Origin of the sequence: Caulobacter sp. S45 (assembly GCF_009765965.1) — a bacterium.
Taxonomy (GTDB): domain Bacteria; phylum Pseudomonadota; class Alphaproteobacteria; order Caulobacterales; family Caulobacteraceae; genus CAHJWH01.
In genome coordinates, this window is sequence record NZ_LMUL01000014.1 from 738,011 (window position 1) to 754,867 (window position 16,857).

Annotated in this window: 16 protein-coding genes and 1 pseudogene; 8 read left to right on the forward strand and 9 right to left on the reverse strand. The window is 67.2% G+C overall.

What is annotated here, in order from left to right:
- Positions 1-38 precede the first annotated feature (38 nt).
- Positions 39-1,613 carry a 2-isopropylmalate synthase gene (locus GSQ87_RS10510; RefSeq protein ID WP_158915403.1) on the reverse strand — a complete coding sequence of 525 codons (1,575 nt, stop codon included), beginning with the start codon at positions 1,611-1,613 and terminating at the stop codon, positions 39-41.
- A 655-nt stretch (positions 1,614-2,268) separates the two neighbouring features.
- On the opposite strand from GSQ87_RS10510, the gene GSQ87_RS10515 reads away from it, so the two are divergent.
- From GSQ87_RS10515 to hisE, 6 genes are all read left to right on the forward strand, one after another.
- The gene (locus GSQ87_RS10515) at positions 2,269-3,243 is read left to right on the forward strand and encodes a branched-chain amino acid transaminase (RefSeq protein WP_158915404.1); all 975 of its coding nucleotides are present in this window, start codon (positions 2,269-2,271) and stop codon (positions 3,241-3,243) included.
- A 5-nt stretch (positions 3,244-3,248) separates the two neighbouring features.
- Positions 3,249-4,661, forward strand: coding sequence for a 3-isopropylmalate dehydratase large subunit (gene leuC / locus GSQ87_RS10520; RefSeq protein ID WP_158915405.1), 1,413 nt, complete (start codon positions 3,249-3,251; stop codon positions 4,659-4,661).
- A 10-nt stretch (positions 4,662-4,671) separates the two neighbouring features.
- Complete coding sequence (leuD, locus tag GSQ87_RS10525; RefSeq protein WP_158915406.1) at positions 4,672-5,247, forward strand: 3-isopropylmalate dehydratase small subunit; 576 nt, start codon at positions 4,672-4,674, stop codon at positions 5,245-5,247.
- Positions 5,244-6,287: a 3-isopropylmalate dehydrogenase gene (gene leuB / locus GSQ87_RS10530; protein ID WP_158915407.1), complete on the forward strand. Its 1,044-nt coding sequence runs from the start codon at positions 5,244-5,246 to the stop codon at positions 6,285-6,287. The genes leuD and leuB overlap by 4 nt, the downstream gene beginning before the upstream one ends.
- Positions 6,288-6,379: 92 nt before the next feature.
- A complete protein-coding gene (locus tag GSQ87_RS10535) occupies positions 6,380-7,600 on the forward strand; it encodes an LL-diaminopimelate aminotransferase (RefSeq protein ID WP_158915408.1) in 1,221 nt (406 codons plus the stop codon).
- A 102-nt stretch (positions 7,601-7,702) separates the two neighbouring features.
- Positions 7,703-8,080, forward strand: a complete 378-nt coding sequence (hisE, locus tag GSQ87_RS10540; RefSeq protein ID WP_216839206.1) for a phosphoribosyl-ATP diphosphatase — start codon at positions 7,703-7,705, stop codon at positions 8,078-8,080.
- A 59-nt stretch (positions 8,081-8,139) separates the two neighbouring features.
- Here the strand turns inward: hisE and GSQ87_RS22730 are convergent, their stop codons facing one another.
- The gene (locus tag GSQ87_RS22730) at positions 8,140-8,358 is read right to left on the reverse strand and encodes a cold-shock protein (protein ID WP_254063136.1); all 219 of its coding nucleotides are present in this window, start codon (positions 8,356-8,358) and stop codon (positions 8,140-8,142) included.
- A gap of 234 nt (positions 8,359-8,592) precedes the next feature.
- Positions 8,593-8,793: pseudogene (locus GSQ87_RS22735) on the reverse strand (cold-shock protein); the annotation flags it as partial.
- 362 nt (positions 8,794-9,155) lie between these two features.
- Here GSQ87_RS22735 and GSQ87_RS10550 point away from each other — a divergent pair.
- Entirely contained in the window at positions 9,156-9,545 is a 390-nt protein-coding gene (locus GSQ87_RS10550) for a hypothetical protein (RefSeq protein WP_158915410.1), read from the forward strand.
- Between the two features lie 83 nt (positions 9,546-9,628).
- Positions 9,629-11,935 carry a TonB-dependent receptor gene (locus GSQ87_RS10555; RefSeq protein ID WP_158915411.1) on the forward strand — a complete coding sequence of 769 codons (2,307 nt, stop codon included), beginning with the start codon at positions 9,629-9,631 and terminating at the stop codon, positions 11,933-11,935.
- Positions 11,936-12,005: 70 nt separating this feature from the next.
- Here GSQ87_RS10555 and rplT read toward each other — a convergent pair whose 3' ends face one another.
- From rplT to gyrB, 6 genes are all read right to left on the reverse strand, one after another.
- Positions 12,006-12,365, reverse strand: a complete 360-nt coding sequence (gene rplT / locus GSQ87_RS10560) for a 50S ribosomal protein L20 (RefSeq protein ID WP_158915412.1) — start codon at positions 12,363-12,365, stop codon at positions 12,006-12,008.
- Positions 12,366-12,411: 46 nt separating this feature from the next.
- Complete coding sequence (rpmI, locus tag GSQ87_RS10565; RefSeq protein WP_158915413.1) at positions 12,412-12,609, reverse strand: 50S ribosomal protein L35; 198 nt, start codon at positions 12,607-12,609, stop codon at positions 12,412-12,414.
- A gap of 145 nt (positions 12,610-12,754) precedes the next feature.
- On the reverse strand, positions 12,755-13,204 hold the full coding sequence (locus GSQ87_RS10570) for a YidB family protein (RefSeq protein ID WP_158915414.1): 450 nt from the start codon (positions 13,202-13,204) through the stop codon (positions 12,755-12,757).
- A 106-nt stretch (positions 13,205-13,310) separates the two neighbouring features.
- Positions 13,311-13,859: a DUF992 domain-containing protein gene (locus tag GSQ87_RS10575; RefSeq protein ID WP_158915415.1), complete on the reverse strand. Its 549-nt coding sequence runs from the start codon at positions 13,857-13,859 to the stop codon at positions 13,311-13,313.
- Between the two features lie 119 nt (positions 13,860-13,978).
- Positions 13,979-14,254 carry a hypothetical protein gene (locus tag GSQ87_RS10580; protein ID WP_158915416.1) on the reverse strand — a complete coding sequence of 92 codons (276 nt, stop codon included), beginning with the start codon at positions 14,252-14,254 and terminating at the stop codon, positions 13,979-13,981.
- Positions 14,255-14,379: 125 nt separating this feature from the next.
- On the reverse strand, positions 14,380-16,857 hold the full coding sequence (gyrB, locus tag GSQ87_RS10585) for a DNA topoisomerase (ATP-hydrolyzing) subunit B (protein WP_158915417.1): 2,478 nt from the start codon (positions 16,855-16,857) through the stop codon (positions 14,380-14,382).

A 16,857-nucleotide genomic window follows, 5' to 3' on the forward strand; every position in this document is an offset into this window, starting at 1 on the left:
GCCCTTCCCCCTTCGAGGGGAAGGAACAGAAACAGCCCCTAAGCCGACATCGCCTCCGGCTCGCGCCGCTCGCGCTTGACCAGCAGCTTGTTGAGCGCATGAACATAGGCCAGGGCGGCGGAGACGATGGTGTCGGTGTCGGAGCCCTGCCCGTCCACCAGCCGGCCGTTCTCCTCCAGGCGCACGGTGCAGCGGGCCTGGGCGTCGGTGCCCTCGGTGACCGCCCCGATGGAGAACAGAGCCAGCGTCGCCTCATGCGGGAAAACGGTGCGGATGGCGTTGAAGGCGGCGTCCACCGGGCCGTCGCCCTGGGCCTCGGCGGTGTGGGTCACGCCGTCGACCATCAGCTCCAGCTCGGCCCGCGAGGGTCCCTTGGAGCCCGCGCGCACCTCCAGGCTGACGAAGCGGACGCGCTCATGGTCGCGCACCACCGTCTCGTCGATCAGGGCGATGATGTCGTCCTCGAACACGGTCTTCTTGCGGTCGGCCAGATCCTTGAAGCGGCGGAAGGCCTCGTTCAGGCGGTTGTCGCCGATCTCGCCGTAGCCCAGCTGCACCAGCTTGTCGCGGAAGGCGGCGCGGCCGGAATGCTTGCCCAGCACCAGGTTGGACTTGGTCCAGCCGACGCTTTCCGGGGTCATGATCTCATAGGTGGCGGCGTTCTTCAGCATCCCGTCCTGATGGATACCGCTCTCGTGGGCGAAGGCGTTGCGCCCGACGATGGCCTTGTTCGGCTGCACGTCGAAGCCGGTGATGGTCGACAGCAGGCGCGAGGTCTTCAGGATGTTGGTGGTCTCGATGTTGTGCACATAGGGATAGGCGTCCGGCCGGGTGCGCATGGCCATCACCACCTCTTCGATCGAGCAGTTGCCCGCCCGTTCGCCGATGCCGTTGATCGCGCCTTCCACTTGCCGCGCACCACCGGCGATGGCGGCCATGGTGTTGGCGACCGCCAAGCCCAGGTCGTTGTGGTTGTGAGCCGACAGGATCACCGCGTCCGCCCCAGGTACGCGCTCGCGTACGGTGGAGAAGATGCGCGTCAGGTCCTCCGGCGCCGCATAGCCCACCGTGTCAGGGATGTTGATGGTGGTGGCGCCGGACTTGATCGCAGCCTCGACCGCGCGGCACAGGAAGTCGATGTCGGTGCGGGTGCCATCCTCGGCCGACCACTCCACGTCGTCGGAATGTTGGCGCGCCAGGGTTACGGAGGCGACCACCGCCTCCAGCACCGCGTCCGGCTCCATGCGCAGCTTGTATTTCATATGCAGCGCGCTGGTGGAGATGAAGGTGTGGATGCGGCGACGCTCGGCCCCCTTCAGCGCCTCGGCGGCGCGGACGATGTCGCCCGGAGCCGCGCGGCTCAGCCCGCAGATCACCGGGCCGCGTACGACCTCGGCGATGCGGCGCACGGCCTCGAAGTCGTCGTTGGAGGCGATGGGGAAGCCCGCCTCGATCACGTCCACGCCCAGCTCGGCCAGGGCCTCGGCCATGCGGACCTTCTCGGTCAGGGTCATGGAGAAGCCCGGCGACTGTTCGCCGTCGCGCAGGGTGGTGTCGAAGATGATGACGCGGTCGTCGGCGATAGCGCCGAAGTTGGGATGCTGAATGGTCATGGGTCGTGGTCGCCTGGAATAGGGTTTCGCCTGCTGCTTCGGTCGCCCGGATGCGTTCGCTATCGCCGGACGGCGTCCCCTGAGCGCTCGGGCCTCAGCCCGGCGTTCCGCTCAGGGGCGGGTAAGTCGAAGGAGGCCGAGAGCCCGGCAGCCGGATGCGCTGCGCAGGAGGCGCAGGGGCAAGGTCGCTTCGGGTCCGAAGGCGGTCATGCATCTTGAATGCCCCAAACACCTCTGAGTGGCAAGCTTCGCAAAAGCCCTCAACGCAAGTTTGTGCCCCTTGCCGTTCACCCTAGAGCCGAAATGAGCACGACTGTTTCGCGAAAGGCTCAGAAACCCGTTTGCGTCGTCGCCTGAATGTGTTTTAGAGGACGGATATCGAACCTGCCCACCGGGACCCGAGATGGCGATGTCCGCCCTTCGACTTAGCACCCTCGCCGCCACCGCCAGCCTCCTCGCTGGCGTACGCGTAGCCGTGCTCGCTCAGGCCGCCGGAGCGTGACGATCTCGTAGCAGACGGGCCGAACCGCCCACTCGAGACGCCCCGCCCGCTCCGGCCCGCCGCAGCGGGCTTTTTCTTGACCTCATATCGTCCCATACAATCCAATTCATCGCCGGGACGCCCAGCCGTCCCGCCAAACCAGGCGTAAAGACAATGAAGCCCTTGGCCGAACACATCTGGATGAACGGAGAGATCAAGCCCTGGGGCGACGCCAAGGTGCACGTGATGACCCACGGCCTGCACTACGGCACCTCGGTGTTCGAGGGCATCCGGGTCTACGACACCCCCAAGGGCCCGATGGTGTTCCGTCTCACCGACCACATCCGGCGCTTCTTCGACTCCGCGCGCATCTACGGCTACCAGCCGCCCTTCGCCGAAGCCGAGATCATCGCCGCCTGCAAGGCGATCACCGCCGCCAACGGGCTGAAAAGCGCCTACATCCGCCCCGTCGCCTTCCTGGGCGAGTGCGGCATGGGCGTGGTGCCCAAGCCCGGCCATGCGCCGGTCGACGTCGCGATCTCCGCCTTCCCCTGGGGCGCGTACCTGGGCGAGGAAGGGTTGGAGAAGGGGGTGGACGTCTGCATCTCCTCCTGGTTCCGCCTGGCCCCCAACACCGTGCCGACCGCCGCCAAAGCCGGGGGCAACTACCTGTCCAGCTACCTGATCGGACGCGAGGCGCGCGACCGCGGCTTCGCCGAAGGCATCGGGCTCGGCACCGACGGCCGGCTGTCGGAAGGCGCGGGCGAGAACCTGTTCGTGATCAAGGACGGCAAGCTGATGACGCCGCCGTCCTCTTCCTCGATCCTGCAGGGGATCACGCGCGACACGGTGCTGAAGCTGGCCGAGACCTGGTCGGTCCCGATCGTGGAACAGGCCATGCCGCGCGAGGCGCTCTACCTCGCCGACGAGATCTTCATGACCGGCACCGCCGCCGAGATCACCCCGATCCGCTCGGTGGACGGGATCGAGGTGCGCTGCGGCGGTCGCGGACCGATCACCCACAAGGTGCAACAAGCCTTCCACGGCCTATTCAACGGGACCACCGAGGACCGCTGGGGCTGGCTGGAGCCAGTCCACAGCGACGGCCACGCCGCATCGTCCCCCAAGCAAGCCGCCCTGGCGGATTGATCCCGATGAACACTCCAAAGACCTTGTACGACAAGGTATTCGACGCCCACGTCGTAGAGCCCGAAACGGTCGAGCGCCCCGCCGTGCTCTATATCGACCTGCATCTGGTGCACGAAGTGACCTCGCCCCAGGCCTTCTCGTCGCTGGAGGCTTTGGGCCGCAAGGTGCGCCGCCCCGACCGCACCGTGGCCACTATGGACCACTCCACTCCCACCCTGCCTGCCGGGCCGGACGGGGAGCGGCCCTACGCCACCGCCGACGCCAAGAACCAGGTCCGCCAGCTTGAGCGCAACTGCGCTGAGCACGGCATCCGCCTCTATGGCTGGGATAGCCCCGAGCGCGGCATCGTCCATGTCATCGGGCCGGAGCTGGGCGTGACCCAGCCGGGCATGACGGTGGTCTGCGGCGACAGCCACACCGCGACCCACGGGGCGTTCGGGGCCCTGGCCTTCGGCATCGGCACCTCAGAGGTCGGCCACGTGCTGGCGACCCAGACCCTGCTCCAGCGCAAGGCCAAGGCGGTGCGGATCACCGTCGATGGCAAGCTGTCCAAGGGCGTGTCGGCCAAGGACATGGTGCTGGCCATCATCGCCGAACTCGGTTTCGGCGGCGGCACCGGGGCGGTGCTGGAATACGCCGGCGAGGCGATCCGGGCTCTGGACATGGAAGGTCGGATGACCGTCTGCAACATGTCGATCGAAGCCGGCGCGCGCGCCGGCATGATCGCGCCGGACGCCGTCACCCTGGACTGGCTGCGCGGCCGCCAAGAAGCGCCGAAGGGCGCGGAGTTCGACAAGGCGGCCGAGCGCTGGCTGGCCCTGGCCTCGGACCCCGGCGCGACCTTCGCCCGCGAGATCCGCCTGGACGCGTCCAAGATCGCGCCCATGGCCACCTGGGGCACCACCCCGGACGCCGCCATCGCCATCGACGCGCCCGTGCCGGCGGCCCAGACCGCCGCTGCGCGCAAATCTCTCGCCTATATGGAGGTCGAGGCTGGCAAGCCGCTGGCGGGCCAGCCGGTGGACGTGGTGTTCATCGGCAGTTGCACCAACGGCCGGCTGGGCGACCTGCGCTCCGCCGCCGAGGTGTTCAGGGGCCGCAAGGTGGCGCCGGGCGTGCGCGTACTGGTGGCGCCGGGCTCCGAGCAGGTGCGCCGCGACGCCGAGGCCGAGGGCCTGCACAAGGTGTTCCTGGCCGCCGGCGCGGAGTGGCGTCTGGCCGGCTGCTCGATGTGCATCGCCATGAACGGCGACCAGGTCGGTCCCGGCCAGCTGGCGGTGTCGACCTCGAACCGGAACTTCGAGGGTCGGCAGGGCCCGGGCGCACGCACCATCCTGGCTAGCCCGGCCAGCGCGGCGGCGGCCGCCGTCGCCGGCTGCGTCGCCGATCCCCGTCCCTATCTCGACACCGCGGCCTGAGGACCAGCCCATGGAACCGTTCAAGGTCCTGACCTCGCGCACCGTGGTGCTGCCCCAGGACAATATCGACACCGACCAGATCATCCCCGCCCGCTTCCTCACCACCACAACCAAGATCGGGCTGGGGCGCGAGGCCTTCTACGACTGGCGCTACACGCCGGACGGGAAGACCAAGGACGACTTCATCCTCAACACCGTCGACGCCGACGAACATCGGGTGCTGGTGGCGGGACGCAACTTCGGCTGCGGCTCGTCGCGCGAGCACGCGCCCTGGGCGCTGACCGACTTCGGTTTCCACGCCGTGGTCTCCACCGAGATCGCCGACATCTTCACCTCCAACGCCCTGAAGAACGGCTTGCTGCCCGTGGTGGTGGACGAGGAGACCCACGCGCGCCTGCTGGAACATCCCGGCGAGCAGGTCACTATCGATCTGCAGGCCAATGAGCTGCGCATGGGCAACCACGTGGTCCGCTTCACCGTGGAGCCGTTCTCGCGCGAATGCATGCTGGAGGGCGTCGACACCCTAGGCTGGCTGATCGCTCGGGTCCCCACCATCGAAGCCTTCGAACGCGAGCACGCCGCATGAGCCGCCACAGCATCGTCCTGCTTCCCGGGGACGGGGTCGGTCCGGAGGTCGCCCGCGCCGCGCGCCTCGTGCTGGAAGCCGTCGCGACGAAGTTCGGCCACGACTTCGCCTTCGCCGAGCACCGGATCGGCGGGATCGCCATCGACCAGACCGGCGAGCCCCTGCCCGCCGAGACGCTCGACGCCTGCGTGAAGTCCGACGCAGTGTTCCTGGGCGCGGTCGGCGGCCCGAAGTGGGACCTGGCGCCCAAGCGGCCCGAACAGGGCCTGCTGGCCATCCGCAAGTCCATGGGCCTGTTCGCCAACTTGCGTCCCGCCACCGTCGACGACGCCCTGATCGACCGCTCACCGCTGAAGGCCGAGGCCGTGCGCGGCGTCGACATCCTGATCGTGCGCGAGCTGACCGGCGGGGTCTATTTCGGCGAGCGTACCCGCACCGCGACCACGGCGTCGGACCTGTGCACCTATTCGGTCGAGGAGATCGAGCGGGTGGCTAGGATCGGCTTCGAGGCGGCGCGCGGCCGTCGCGGCAAGCTGACCTCGATCGACAAGGCCAATGTGCTGGAGACCAGCCGGCTGTGGCGCGAGACCGTCATACGCCTGCACCGCGACCACTACAGCGACGTGACACTGGACCACGGCCTGGTCGACAGCGCGGCGATGAAGCTGATCACCAACCCGCGCGACTACGACGTGATCGTGACCGAGAACATGTTCGGCGACATCCTCAGCGACGAGGCCAGCGTGTTCTCCGGCTCCATCGGCTTGTTGGGCTCCGCCTCGCTGGGCTCAAGCGGTCCGGGCCTGTTCGAGCCGATCCACGGCAGCGCGCCCGACATCGCCGGCCAGGACAAGGCCAACCCCATCGGCGCGATCCGATCCGCCGCCATGCTACTGCGCTATGGTCTGAAGCTGAAGGCCGAGGCCGACGCGGTCGAGGTGGCCGTCGCCGCCGCCATCGTCGCGGGTGAGTTCACGGGCGATCTCGGCGGAAAGCTGGGAACCCAGGCGACCGCAGGGAAGATCGCTGCAAGGCTGTAACCGGCCTTCCCTATCCTTTAGCCACCGAACGTCTCATCCTGTCGAAGGGCGAGGCGTTCGGCCCCGCCGCTCCTCCGACCCAAGTCCGTCCCATGCAGCCCGACTTCCACAAGATCCGCCGCCTTCCGCCCTACGTGTTCGAAGAGGTCAACCGCCTCAAGGCCCGGTTGCGCGCAACGGGCGTCGACATCATCGACTTCGGCATGGGCAATCCCGACATGCCCACGCCCCCGCACGTGGTCGAGAAGCTGATCGAGACCGTGCAGAAGCCCAAGACCCACCGCTATTCGGCGTCCAAAGGCATCACCGGGCTGCGCCGCGCCATGGCCGGATACTACGACCGCCGGTTCGGGGTGAAGCTGGACCCGGACACCGAGGTGATCGCCACCATGGGGTCCAAGGAGGGCTTCGCCAACCTGGCCCAGGCCCTGACCGCGCCCGGCGACGTGATCATCTGTCCCAACCCCGCCTACCCGATCCACGCCTACGGCTTCATCATGGCCGGCGGGGTGATCCGCCACGTGCCCGCCCTGTCGCCCGAGCAGTACCTGGCCGGGATCGACCGGGCGGTGAAGCATTCCGCGCCCCAGCCCTCGGTGCTGATCGTCTCCTACCCGTCCAACCCTACCGCCCAGTGGGTCGATCTGGACTTCTATCGCGAGATCATCCGGCTCGCCCGCAAGCACGAGCTTCTGGTGCTGTCCGACGTGGCCTATTCGGAAATCTACTTCGACGACAACCCGCCGCCCTCGATCCTACAGGTCGAAGGGGCCAAGGACGTGGCGGTGGAGGTCAACAGCCTGTCCAAGACCTACGCCATGGCTGGCTGGCGGGTGGGCATGGTGGTGGGCAATGCGCGCATCTGCGCGGCGCTGGCGCGGGTGAAGTCCTATCTCGACTACGGGACCTTCACGCCGATCCAGGTCGCCGCCGCCGCCGCGCTCAACGGCCCTCAGGACTGCGTCGCCGAGATCCGGGCGATCTATAAAGGACGGCGCGACTGCCTGGTGGAAAGCATGGGCCGGGCCGGTTGGACCATCCCCTCGCCGCCCGCCTCCATGTTCGCTTGGGCGCCGTTGCCGGAGAAGTTCCACAACATGGGCTCGATGGAATTCTCCAAACGCCTGATCGAGGAAGCGGGCGTGGCCGTGGCGCCGGGCCTCGGCTTCGGAGAATACGGCGAAGGCTATGTCCGGATCGGATTGGTCGAGAACGAGCACCGCATCCGCCAGGCCGCCCGCGCGGTGAAGAAGTTCCTGGCCGACGCCGGGGAACCCGCGGCGTCGGCAACGGTTCAACCCGCCTCAGCCTAGGCTCGGCGCGTCACGTAAACGTCGCCACAGCAGCTCATCATCAACCTTGGCGCGATTCACTCCCGCGCCGATTCGTCCGTATACGGATGGAGGCCGCCGCCATTGCCCAAGCAAAAGGTGAAAACGCCCAAGCCTCTCCCGGCCCTCCCGGCGCCCGATCGCCTGAAGGTCTTGGCGACGGCGATCGACGACGTGCGGCGCGGCGTACGCGAAAGCCCCCGCACGCTCAAATTGCTGGCCTCGGGTCCGGCGAAGATGGCGCAGAAGGTGGTGGAAGAGGCGGCCGAGGTCGCCATCGAAGGCGCGATCGGCAACCGCGAGGCCCTGATCAACGAAAGCGTCGACCTTTTCTACAATCTGTCGGTGCTCTGGTCGGCGCTAGGCGTAGACCCGGACGCGGTCTGGGCCGAGATGGACCGCCGGGAAGCGTTGCTCGGCATGGCCGAGAAGCTGCCAAAGACCACAGAAGAAGACGCGTAAGCCGAAAACGCGCCGCCCAGTCGAACCGGGCGGCGCGCAGCTCAAATCGAAACCGATGCCTAGCCCGTGACCCGCAGGTTGCCCGCCGAAGTCTTGCCGGTGCGGCGGTCCTGTTCGAGATCGTAGGCGACTTGCTGGCCCTCGTTCAGGGCGTTGAGGCCGGCGCGTTCAACCGCCGAAACGTGCACGAAGATGTCCGGGCCGCCCTCGTCGGGCAGGATGAAGCCGAAGCCCTTGGTGGCGTTGTACCACTTCACCTTGCCGCTGCCGGAGCCCATCGACTGGCCGCGAGGCGCGGGCGCGCGGTCGAAGCCACCGCCGCCGCCGCCGCCGCGATCGTAACCGCCGCCACCGCCGCCGCCGTAACCACCGCCGCCGCCGCCACCAAAGCCGCCGCGCTCACGGCCAAAGCCGCCACCGCCACCGCCACCGCCACCGGGGCCACGCGGACCGCCGGGGCCGCTACGAGGGGCTGACGATCGGGCGCCGCCACCGGGGGCCTGTCCGGTAACCTCGAGGTTGCCAGCCGCCGTCTTGCCCGAGCGGGCGTCCTGCTCAAGATCGAAGGAGACCGTTTGCCCTTCGTCCAGCGCACTCAAACCGGCGCGTTCCACGGCGGAGACATGCACGAAGATGTCTTGCCCGCCGTCATCGGGCTGGATGAACCCAAAACCCTTCGCCGTATTGAACCACTTGACCGTACCGCTAGCCATCAATCCTGTCCTTTTCGCGCCGGCGTTTCCTTTGCGCCTACGCCCGCGCCGCCGACTGTATCGCCCCTAAAGGCATCTCCCGAGGCGATCGTAATGCGATGTGCATCGCGCCAAACCTCGCTTATCGCTTTAGCCGCACATCGATCCAGACGCTATCCCAAACACGTGATCACGCCTTGGGCCCGGCTGACACCGCTGAACGGAGACGCACCTCTCCCGTCGTCTTTTCGCCATACGCAAAAGAAGCTTAGCCGGTTCCCAACGAACAGCACAAAATTGAAGATATTTTTGCGGCGCCGATCTCTGTGGCGGATGCCCGCTTTCGCATCAGGCAAGACAGGTCTAAAGGCGGCGCCGTGGAGATGATGCGGAAAGCACAGGGCGTTTGGCGCGGCGGTCTTATCGCCCTGGCCCTTATCGCACTGTTCGTGCGGGTCATCGCTCCTCCCGGCTTCATGGTCTCCGGCGCCGAGCGGGCGGGGGCTTTCCCGCTGGTCATCTGCACCGGCCAGGGCCCGTTGACGCTCTGGACCGGAAAGGACAAGGCGCCGGCCCGCTCCCATAACGACAGCGCCTGCGCCTTCGCCGGCCACACCGCCGCCCCGCCGCCACCGCCCCTAAACGCACGCCTACCGGCCCGTGTCGCGCTGAGCGCCGAGCCCGGCAAGCGTATCGCCTACCTGGCTCCGGGCCTTGGCCTCGCCGCCCCGCCGCCGCCTTCCCACGCTCCACCCACGACGTCCGACGCCTGAAGCGCCAGCGTGCGGGCTCCAGCCTGCACGTGTCCACGTCACACGCCGGACGCCAGCCGCGTCTCCGGCTGGGAGCACGTTCCATGTCCCGTACCATCTTCGGCTCCGCCAGCGCCCTTGCGCTTGCGGCCGCCACCGCCTGCACCCCGGCTTACGCCTCAGACCTCGACGTCCCAACCACCGTGTCCCCCGTGGTCGTCACCCAGTCTCGGACCGGAACCGATCAAGCGCCATTCCCCGGCGCATCCGTCACCCTGGACGCCCAGCAGGCCCGCGAAACCACCAACGTCTCGACGGTTGAAGACCTGCTGAAGTACCTGCCGGACGTGATGATCCGCCAGCGCCACGTCGGCGACACCCAGGACCCGATCACCACCCGCACCTCGGGCGTCGGCGAAAGCGCGCGCAGCCTGGTCTATGTCGACGGCGTGCTGGTCTCGGCCCTGATCGGCAACAACAACACCAACGCCTCGCCGCGCTGGGGACTGACGTCCCCGGAGTCGGTGGACCGGATCGAGGTGATGTACGGTCCCTATTCCGCGGCGTTCCCGGGAAACTCCATTGGTGAGGTGGTGCAGATCACCACCCGCATGCCCGAGCATTTCGAAGCCCAGGCGAGCGTGGAAGGCGCCTGGCAGGACTTCGATCACTTCTCGACCCACGAAACCTTCCCGACCGGGCGGGTGAGCGGTTCGGTGGGCGACCGCATCGGCGCCTTCTCCTTCCGCCTGAGCGCCCAGCATCTCGACACCGAAGGCCAGCCCCTATTCGACGTCACAGCCCCGTTGGCCGGAACACCGGGTTCAGGCGGGACGCCAGTCGCCGGGGCCATCGCCACCATCAACCGTACCGGCGCCCCGGTCGCCCTGCTGGGCGTCGGCGGGCTGGAGCACCAGACGGAGGACAACCTGAATCTAAAGCTGGGTTACGACATCTCGCCCAGCTTGAGCGCCGCCTACACCGTGGGCTTCTTCCGCAATCTGGATAACGCCGTCGACCAGAGCTACCTGCGCAACGCTTCCGGGGCGCAGGTGTTCGCCGGCGCGCTCAATATAGCGGGCCTGCCGACGACGGTGCCCGCCAGCGCCTTCTCCAACGACCGCTACCATCTGGAGGAAGATCACCTCGCCCAGAGCTTCGCCCTGAACTCCCACACCGGCGGCGTGTTCGACTGGAGCCTGACGGCCAGCACCTACGACTATCTGAAGGACCGTCAGCGCATGCCCACCGGCGCCCTGCCCGGCGCGAACGCCGGCGGCCCGGGAACCATCACCTCGCTCGACGGCACAGGCTGGTACACCCTGGATGCGCAGGGCGTATGGCGGCCACAGGGCGGTCTGCTCGGCGCGAACCGGATCAGCTTCGGGGTGCACCAGGACCGCTTCCAGCTCGAGAACCCCAAGTACAACACAGCCAACTGGGTCGACGGCGGGGCGGGCGCGACCGCGACCTTGGGCAAGGGCAAGACCCAGACCAACGCGCTTTGGACCCAGGACGATATCCGCCTTGCGTCCCTGCTGACGCTTACGGTCGGTGGGCGTTACGAGCACTTCGACGCCTATGACGGCCTGAACGCCAACCTCGCCTCGAACCAGAGCGTCAAACAGCCCGGCCTGTCGCACGACGCCTTCTCACCCAAGGCGGTGCTGGCCTTCACGCCCCGGCCCGACTGGCGGTTCACCGCCTCGATCGGACGCGCCTACCGTTTCCCGACGGTGGAGGAGTTGTACCAAGCGATCACCACCGGGCCCCTGGTCACCATCCCCAACCCGAACCTGAAACCGGAAGACGCGGTGTCGGAGGAACTGTCGGCGCAGCGGACCTGGCCCAAGGCCATGCTGCGGCTGTCCCTGTTCGAGGAGCATGTCGACAACGCCCTGCTCTCGCAAAGCGGAACCCTGCCGGGCCAGACCGGCCTGTTCAGCTTCGTGCAGAACGTCGGCCGCACCCGCGCCCAGGGGGCCGAGCTAGTCGGCGAGGAACGCGATGTCGGACTGCCCGGCGTCGAGGTGTCCGGCTGGATCACCTATGTCGACTCCCAGATCCAGGCCGACAGCGGCTTCCCGGCGGCGGTCGGCAAGCAGATCCCGCAGCTGCCGAGACTACGGGGTGCGGCGACCGCGACCTGGCGACCGACGCAGAAGATCAGCTTCACCGCCTCAGGACGCTACAGCGACCGTTCGTTCGGGACCATCGACAACTCCGATCACGTGGCCGACACCTTCACCGGCTTCGGAAGCTACTTCGTCATGGATCTGCACGCCCGCTACGTCATCGATCCGCATCTGACCGGGGATGTCGGCGTCGATAACCTGACCGATCGCAGCTACTACCTGTTCCACCCCTTTCCCCAGCGCACCGTGGTGGCGGAGCTGACGTACCGGTATTGATGCCCAGACATGCAAAAGGCGCGCTCCGGTTGGAGCGCGCCTTCAGCTAATCGGCAATGTAATCGTTGGCTTAGGCGGCCAGGGCGGTGCGGACCTGATCAGCGATCGCCTTGAAAGCGACCGGGTCGCTGCCGGCGATGTCGGCCAGCACCTTGCGGTCCATTTCCACGTTGGCCAAGTTCAGGCCATGGATGAACTGCGAATAGGTGAAGCCTTCCAGGCGCGCCGCTGCGTTGATCCGTTGGATCCACAGCGAGCGGAAATTGCGCTTGTTGATCTTGCGGTCGCGGTAGGCGTACTGCCCCGCGCGATCCACCGCCGCCTTGGCGGTGCGGATGGTGTTCTTGCGACGGCCATAGAAGCCCTTCGCCTGTTCTAGAACTTTCTTGTGCCGGGCGTGGGCGGTCACGCCCCTCTTCACGCGGGCCATATCATCTCACCTGTGTCTGGAATGGGAAAACCGAGGGCCGAGTCGATCAGCCGTAAGGCATGAAGGACTTGATCTTCGGCGTGTCCGAGGCGGCCATGACCTTGGTTCCGCGATTGGTGCGGATGTACTTGGAATTATGGCTGATCAGACGGTGGCGCTTGCCGGCGACGCCGGCCTTCACCAAACCCGAGGCGGTGATCTTGAAGCGCTTCTTGGCGCCCGACTTGGTCTTCAACTTCGGCATTTTGCATGCGGTCGTTTCCGACCGCCCTTCTAACAAGCATGACGAACCGCCATGGCATGCCAATGGCCAGGCGGTTCCGGAGAGCCGAGCTTTCTAGCGGTGAACCGCCGCCAAGGCAATGGCGACGGTTCGGCTATCCTCGCGATCAGCTGTCGCTGTCGGCCGTGCCCGAAGCTTCGGAAGCGGCCTGGGGCAGATGGTCGGCCAGGTGCTTGAGGAAATCGCCCACGGGCAGCCCGCTGGCGTTGGCCATCTGCTGCACTTGGTCGCTACCGAGCGCATCGTGGATTTGCTGGGGCGAGACCGGCAGATTGTTGGCGCCGCCGAGCCAGGAGCCCACATGCTCGGACAGGCCGTTGGCTGCGAGGGTCTCGAGCATGCCGGCCATGCCGCCGCCCGCGCCGCCCTGGGCCGAACCGTCCTGGGCTCCGCCGCCGCCGAGCAAGGCGCCGACGATGTTGCTGCTCTGGCCCTGGCCGCCGCCCTGCTGCAGCAGGCTGCTGATGATGCCCATCGCGCCGCCGGCCTGTTCGCCTTCGCCCTGCTGACCGAGGGCACCCTGAACCATGCCGCTGAGATTGTCGAAGAGTCCCACTGCCGTGTCTCCCATATCCACGGCCGATCGGCCGTGCGCCTAGCCAACGCCCGCTTAGGCGCTGGCCAGACCATAACCGATCGAGCCGCTTACGTCACAGCATGGCTTAATGACAGTCGCAGTGGCGACGATGGTGGTGCAACCGCGTGGGCGAAGGGCCGACATACCTTCTGGAATCGGAAGCATAACGCAGGTCCAGCGCGCCGATCCCAGCAGCCACATTCAGACCGGTGTTGCCCTCAATGCTGAGGGGCTGGAGCGTCACGGTGTGGGTGGAACCGCCGATGAGGGCGTTGGCCCCCAGGCCGACACCCACCGTGGCGCTGGCGGTCAACCCGCCGTAGTGGCCGTGCAGATCGCCCGGTCCAAGGCGATCGGTCGGATTGAACACCGCCCAGACCAGCGTGCCCGAGCGCTTGTACCCGATGTCCATGCCGAACTTGGACATCGAGCCGATGTAGCGCTCGGTTCGATAACGGGTAGGAGAAAACACGCAGGCCAAGGGCCGTGAAGAGCCCACGACGAAACCCCAGCCGCTGCCGACATGACAGGTGAGCGTACCCACTTTGACGCCGCCGCCGCGCGCTTGCGCGGGGGCGCTCGCCATGAGCGTCGCCGCCCCGATGGCCGTCACGGCCAAAACCGTCTTCAGCATTTCCCGTCGTCCTTCGCTGCACCCGCCCGAGGGCTAAAAGCGAACCAAGCTCGACGGTTCCGCCGAGCACCTCGTCCGCCTCCTGAGGAAACGACCGCGTACTCGGCGCGCCGCAGTCCTTAGTTCGAGGTGTGGGTGTGGACGTAGTGGTGACGATGATGATGGCCGGTCAGACGGCGCACGCCATGGCCGATGCTGTGGCCAGTCGAGCGGACGGCGTAGCCGGCGTTGCCGACCTGATGGGCGACGCCGCGATAGGTGCCCTTCACGATATGGCCCGTGCCGCGGACGATATTGTGGGCCGTGTCGGGCACCACGGACGCCGGCGAAGCGAAAGCGGGCGCCGCCGTCAGCATCATAGCGGCGGCTGCGGCCGCGATGGCTAGGGTCTTCATAGATAGCTCTCCTCAGTCCTAGGTACAGGAGCGCTTAAAGCCCAGCTTGGTTCCCGCAAAGCTTGGGCACGCAGCTAGCCTGCGCCCGTTGGCCGGGCCCAGTGCTTGAGCCCTTAGCCTCCGCCTTAGACGTCCACCGCCGCGTCGAGCGCGTTTTCCTGGATGAACTCTCGGCGGGGCTCCACCAGGTCTCCCATCAGCTTGGAGAACATGTCGTCGGCGTCGTCGGCGTGGGTCACCTTCACCTGGAGCAGGGTCCTGGCGTTGGCGTCCAGCGTGGTTTCCCAAAGTTGCTCGGCGTTCATCTCGCCCAGGCCCTTGTAGCGCTGGATGCTCAGGCCCTTGCGGCCCGCGTCCATCACCGAGGCCACCAGATCCAGCGGCCCGCGAACGGTGCGCGACTGGTCCCTGCGCGTGAACACCGCCGGCTCGGCGAAGCTGGCCGCGAGCGCCGGCGCACGATCGATCAGGCGCCGCGCGTCGGCGGAGTGGATCAGCAGATCGTCCAGCACGATCCGCTCGGACACCCCGCGCCGGATACGCGAGAACACATAGCCGCCCGGCCCGAACCCGTGGCCGCCCTCGCCTTGGGCGGCCTCGCCGGTCCACTGGCCGTCGCCCTCTTCGGCATAGAGGTTCAGCCGCATGGCCGCCTTGGCGACATCGCCGCCCTCGCCGAACAGGCCGGCGAGCGCCGCCTGCTCGATGGCGAAGGCCGGTGCGCGCGACGACAACCGATCGATGAACAGCTTGGCCGCCTGGGCGTCGCGGACGAGTTGGCCCAGGTCCGCGCCGGTGCGGCGCTCGCCGTTGGCCAGGTCCAGCGCTGCGCCGTCCACACCCTCGTCGAACAGGAAGGCGGCCATCTCGCCGTCGTCCTTGAGATAGCGCGACGACTTGCCCTTGGCGGCTTTGTAGAGCGGCGGCTGGGCGATGTAGAGATAGCCGCGCTCGATCACCAGCGGCATCTGCCGATAGAAGAAGGTCAGCAGCAGGGTGCGGATGTGCGCCCCGTCCACGTCCGCGTCGGTCATGATGATGATCTTGTGGTAGCGGATCTTCTCGATGTCGAAGTCGTCGCGTCCGATCCCGGCGCCCAGCGCGGTGATCAGGGTGCCGATCTGGTCGGACGACAGCATCTTGTCGAAGCGGGCGCGCTCGACGTTGAGCACCTTGCCCTTGAGCGGCAGGATAGCCTGGTTCTCGCGGTTGCGGCCCTGCTTGGCCGAGCCGCCGGCGCTGTCGCCCTCGACGATGAACAGCTCGGACTTGGCCGGATCGCGCTCCTGGCAGTCCGCCAGCTTTCCGGGCAGCGAGGTGATGTCGAGCGCCGACTTGCGCCGGGTCAGTTCGCGCGCCTTTTTGGCGGCTTCGCGGGCTGAGGCGGCCTCGACGATCTTGGTGACGATCAGCTTGGCTTCGTTGGGGTGTTCCTCGAACCACTGGCTTAGCGCTTCGGAGACCAGGCCTTCCACCGCCGGACGGACCTCGGAGGAGACCAGCTTGTCCTTGGTCTGGGATGAGAACTTGGGGTCGGGGATCTTCACCGACAGCACGCAGGTCAGGCCTTCGCGCGCGTCCTCGCCGGAGACGCTGATCTTCTCGCGCTTGGCCACGCCCGACTTCTCGACATAGCTCCCCACTACCCGCGTCAGCGCCGCGCGGAAGGCGGCCAAGTGGGTGCCCCCGTCGCGCTGGGGGATGTTGTTGGTGAAGCAGAGCATCTGCTCGTGGTAGCTATCGTTCCACCACAGGGCGAGGTCGACCTCGACCCGCTCACGACGGCCGCGCACCGCGATCGGCACTTTCAGGATCGCGGCCTTGGACTTGTCCAGGTGACGCACGAAGGCCTCGATCCCGCCCTCGTAGCGCATCACTTCTTCAAACGGCTCGGCGTCGCGCAGGTCCTTAAAGCGGATCACCACGCCGGAATTCAGGAAGGCCAGTTCGCGCAGCCGGTGCTCCAGCGTCTTGCGATCGAACTCGATGGCCAGGAAGGTGCCGTCGTCCTCGCCTGGACCCGTGCGGATCGAGGGCAGGAAGGTGACGCTGGTCCCGGTCAGGAACTTGCCGTTCTCGCGCAGGGGCGCGTCGCCGGTGATCTTCAGCGGCGAGACCGCGTCGCCCCGCTCGAAGCGCATCTCGTGCACCTTGCCGTCGCGCCAGATCTTCAGCTCGAGGAAGTCGGACAGGGCGTTGACCACCGACACGCCCACGCCGTGCAGGCCGCCGGAGACCTTGTAGCTGTTCTGGTCGAACTTACCGCCGGCGTGGAGCTGGGTCATGATCACCTCGGCCGCCGAGATGCCTTCGCCTTGGTGGATGTCGGTGGGGATGCCGCGCCCGTCGTCGATCACGGTGCAGGAGCCGTCGGCGTTCAGCGTCACCTGGACGTGGGTGGCGTATTCGGCCAGCGCCTCGTCGATGGCGTTGTCGACCACCTCGTAGACCATGTGGTGCAGGCCCGACCCGTCGTCGGTGTCGCCGATATACATGCCGGGACGCTTGCGCACCGCGTCCAGGCCCTTCAGCACGCGGATCGATTCCGCACCGTACTCGCCGTTCCCCGTGGTTTCGGGGGCGTCGGGAAGTTGATCGCTCAT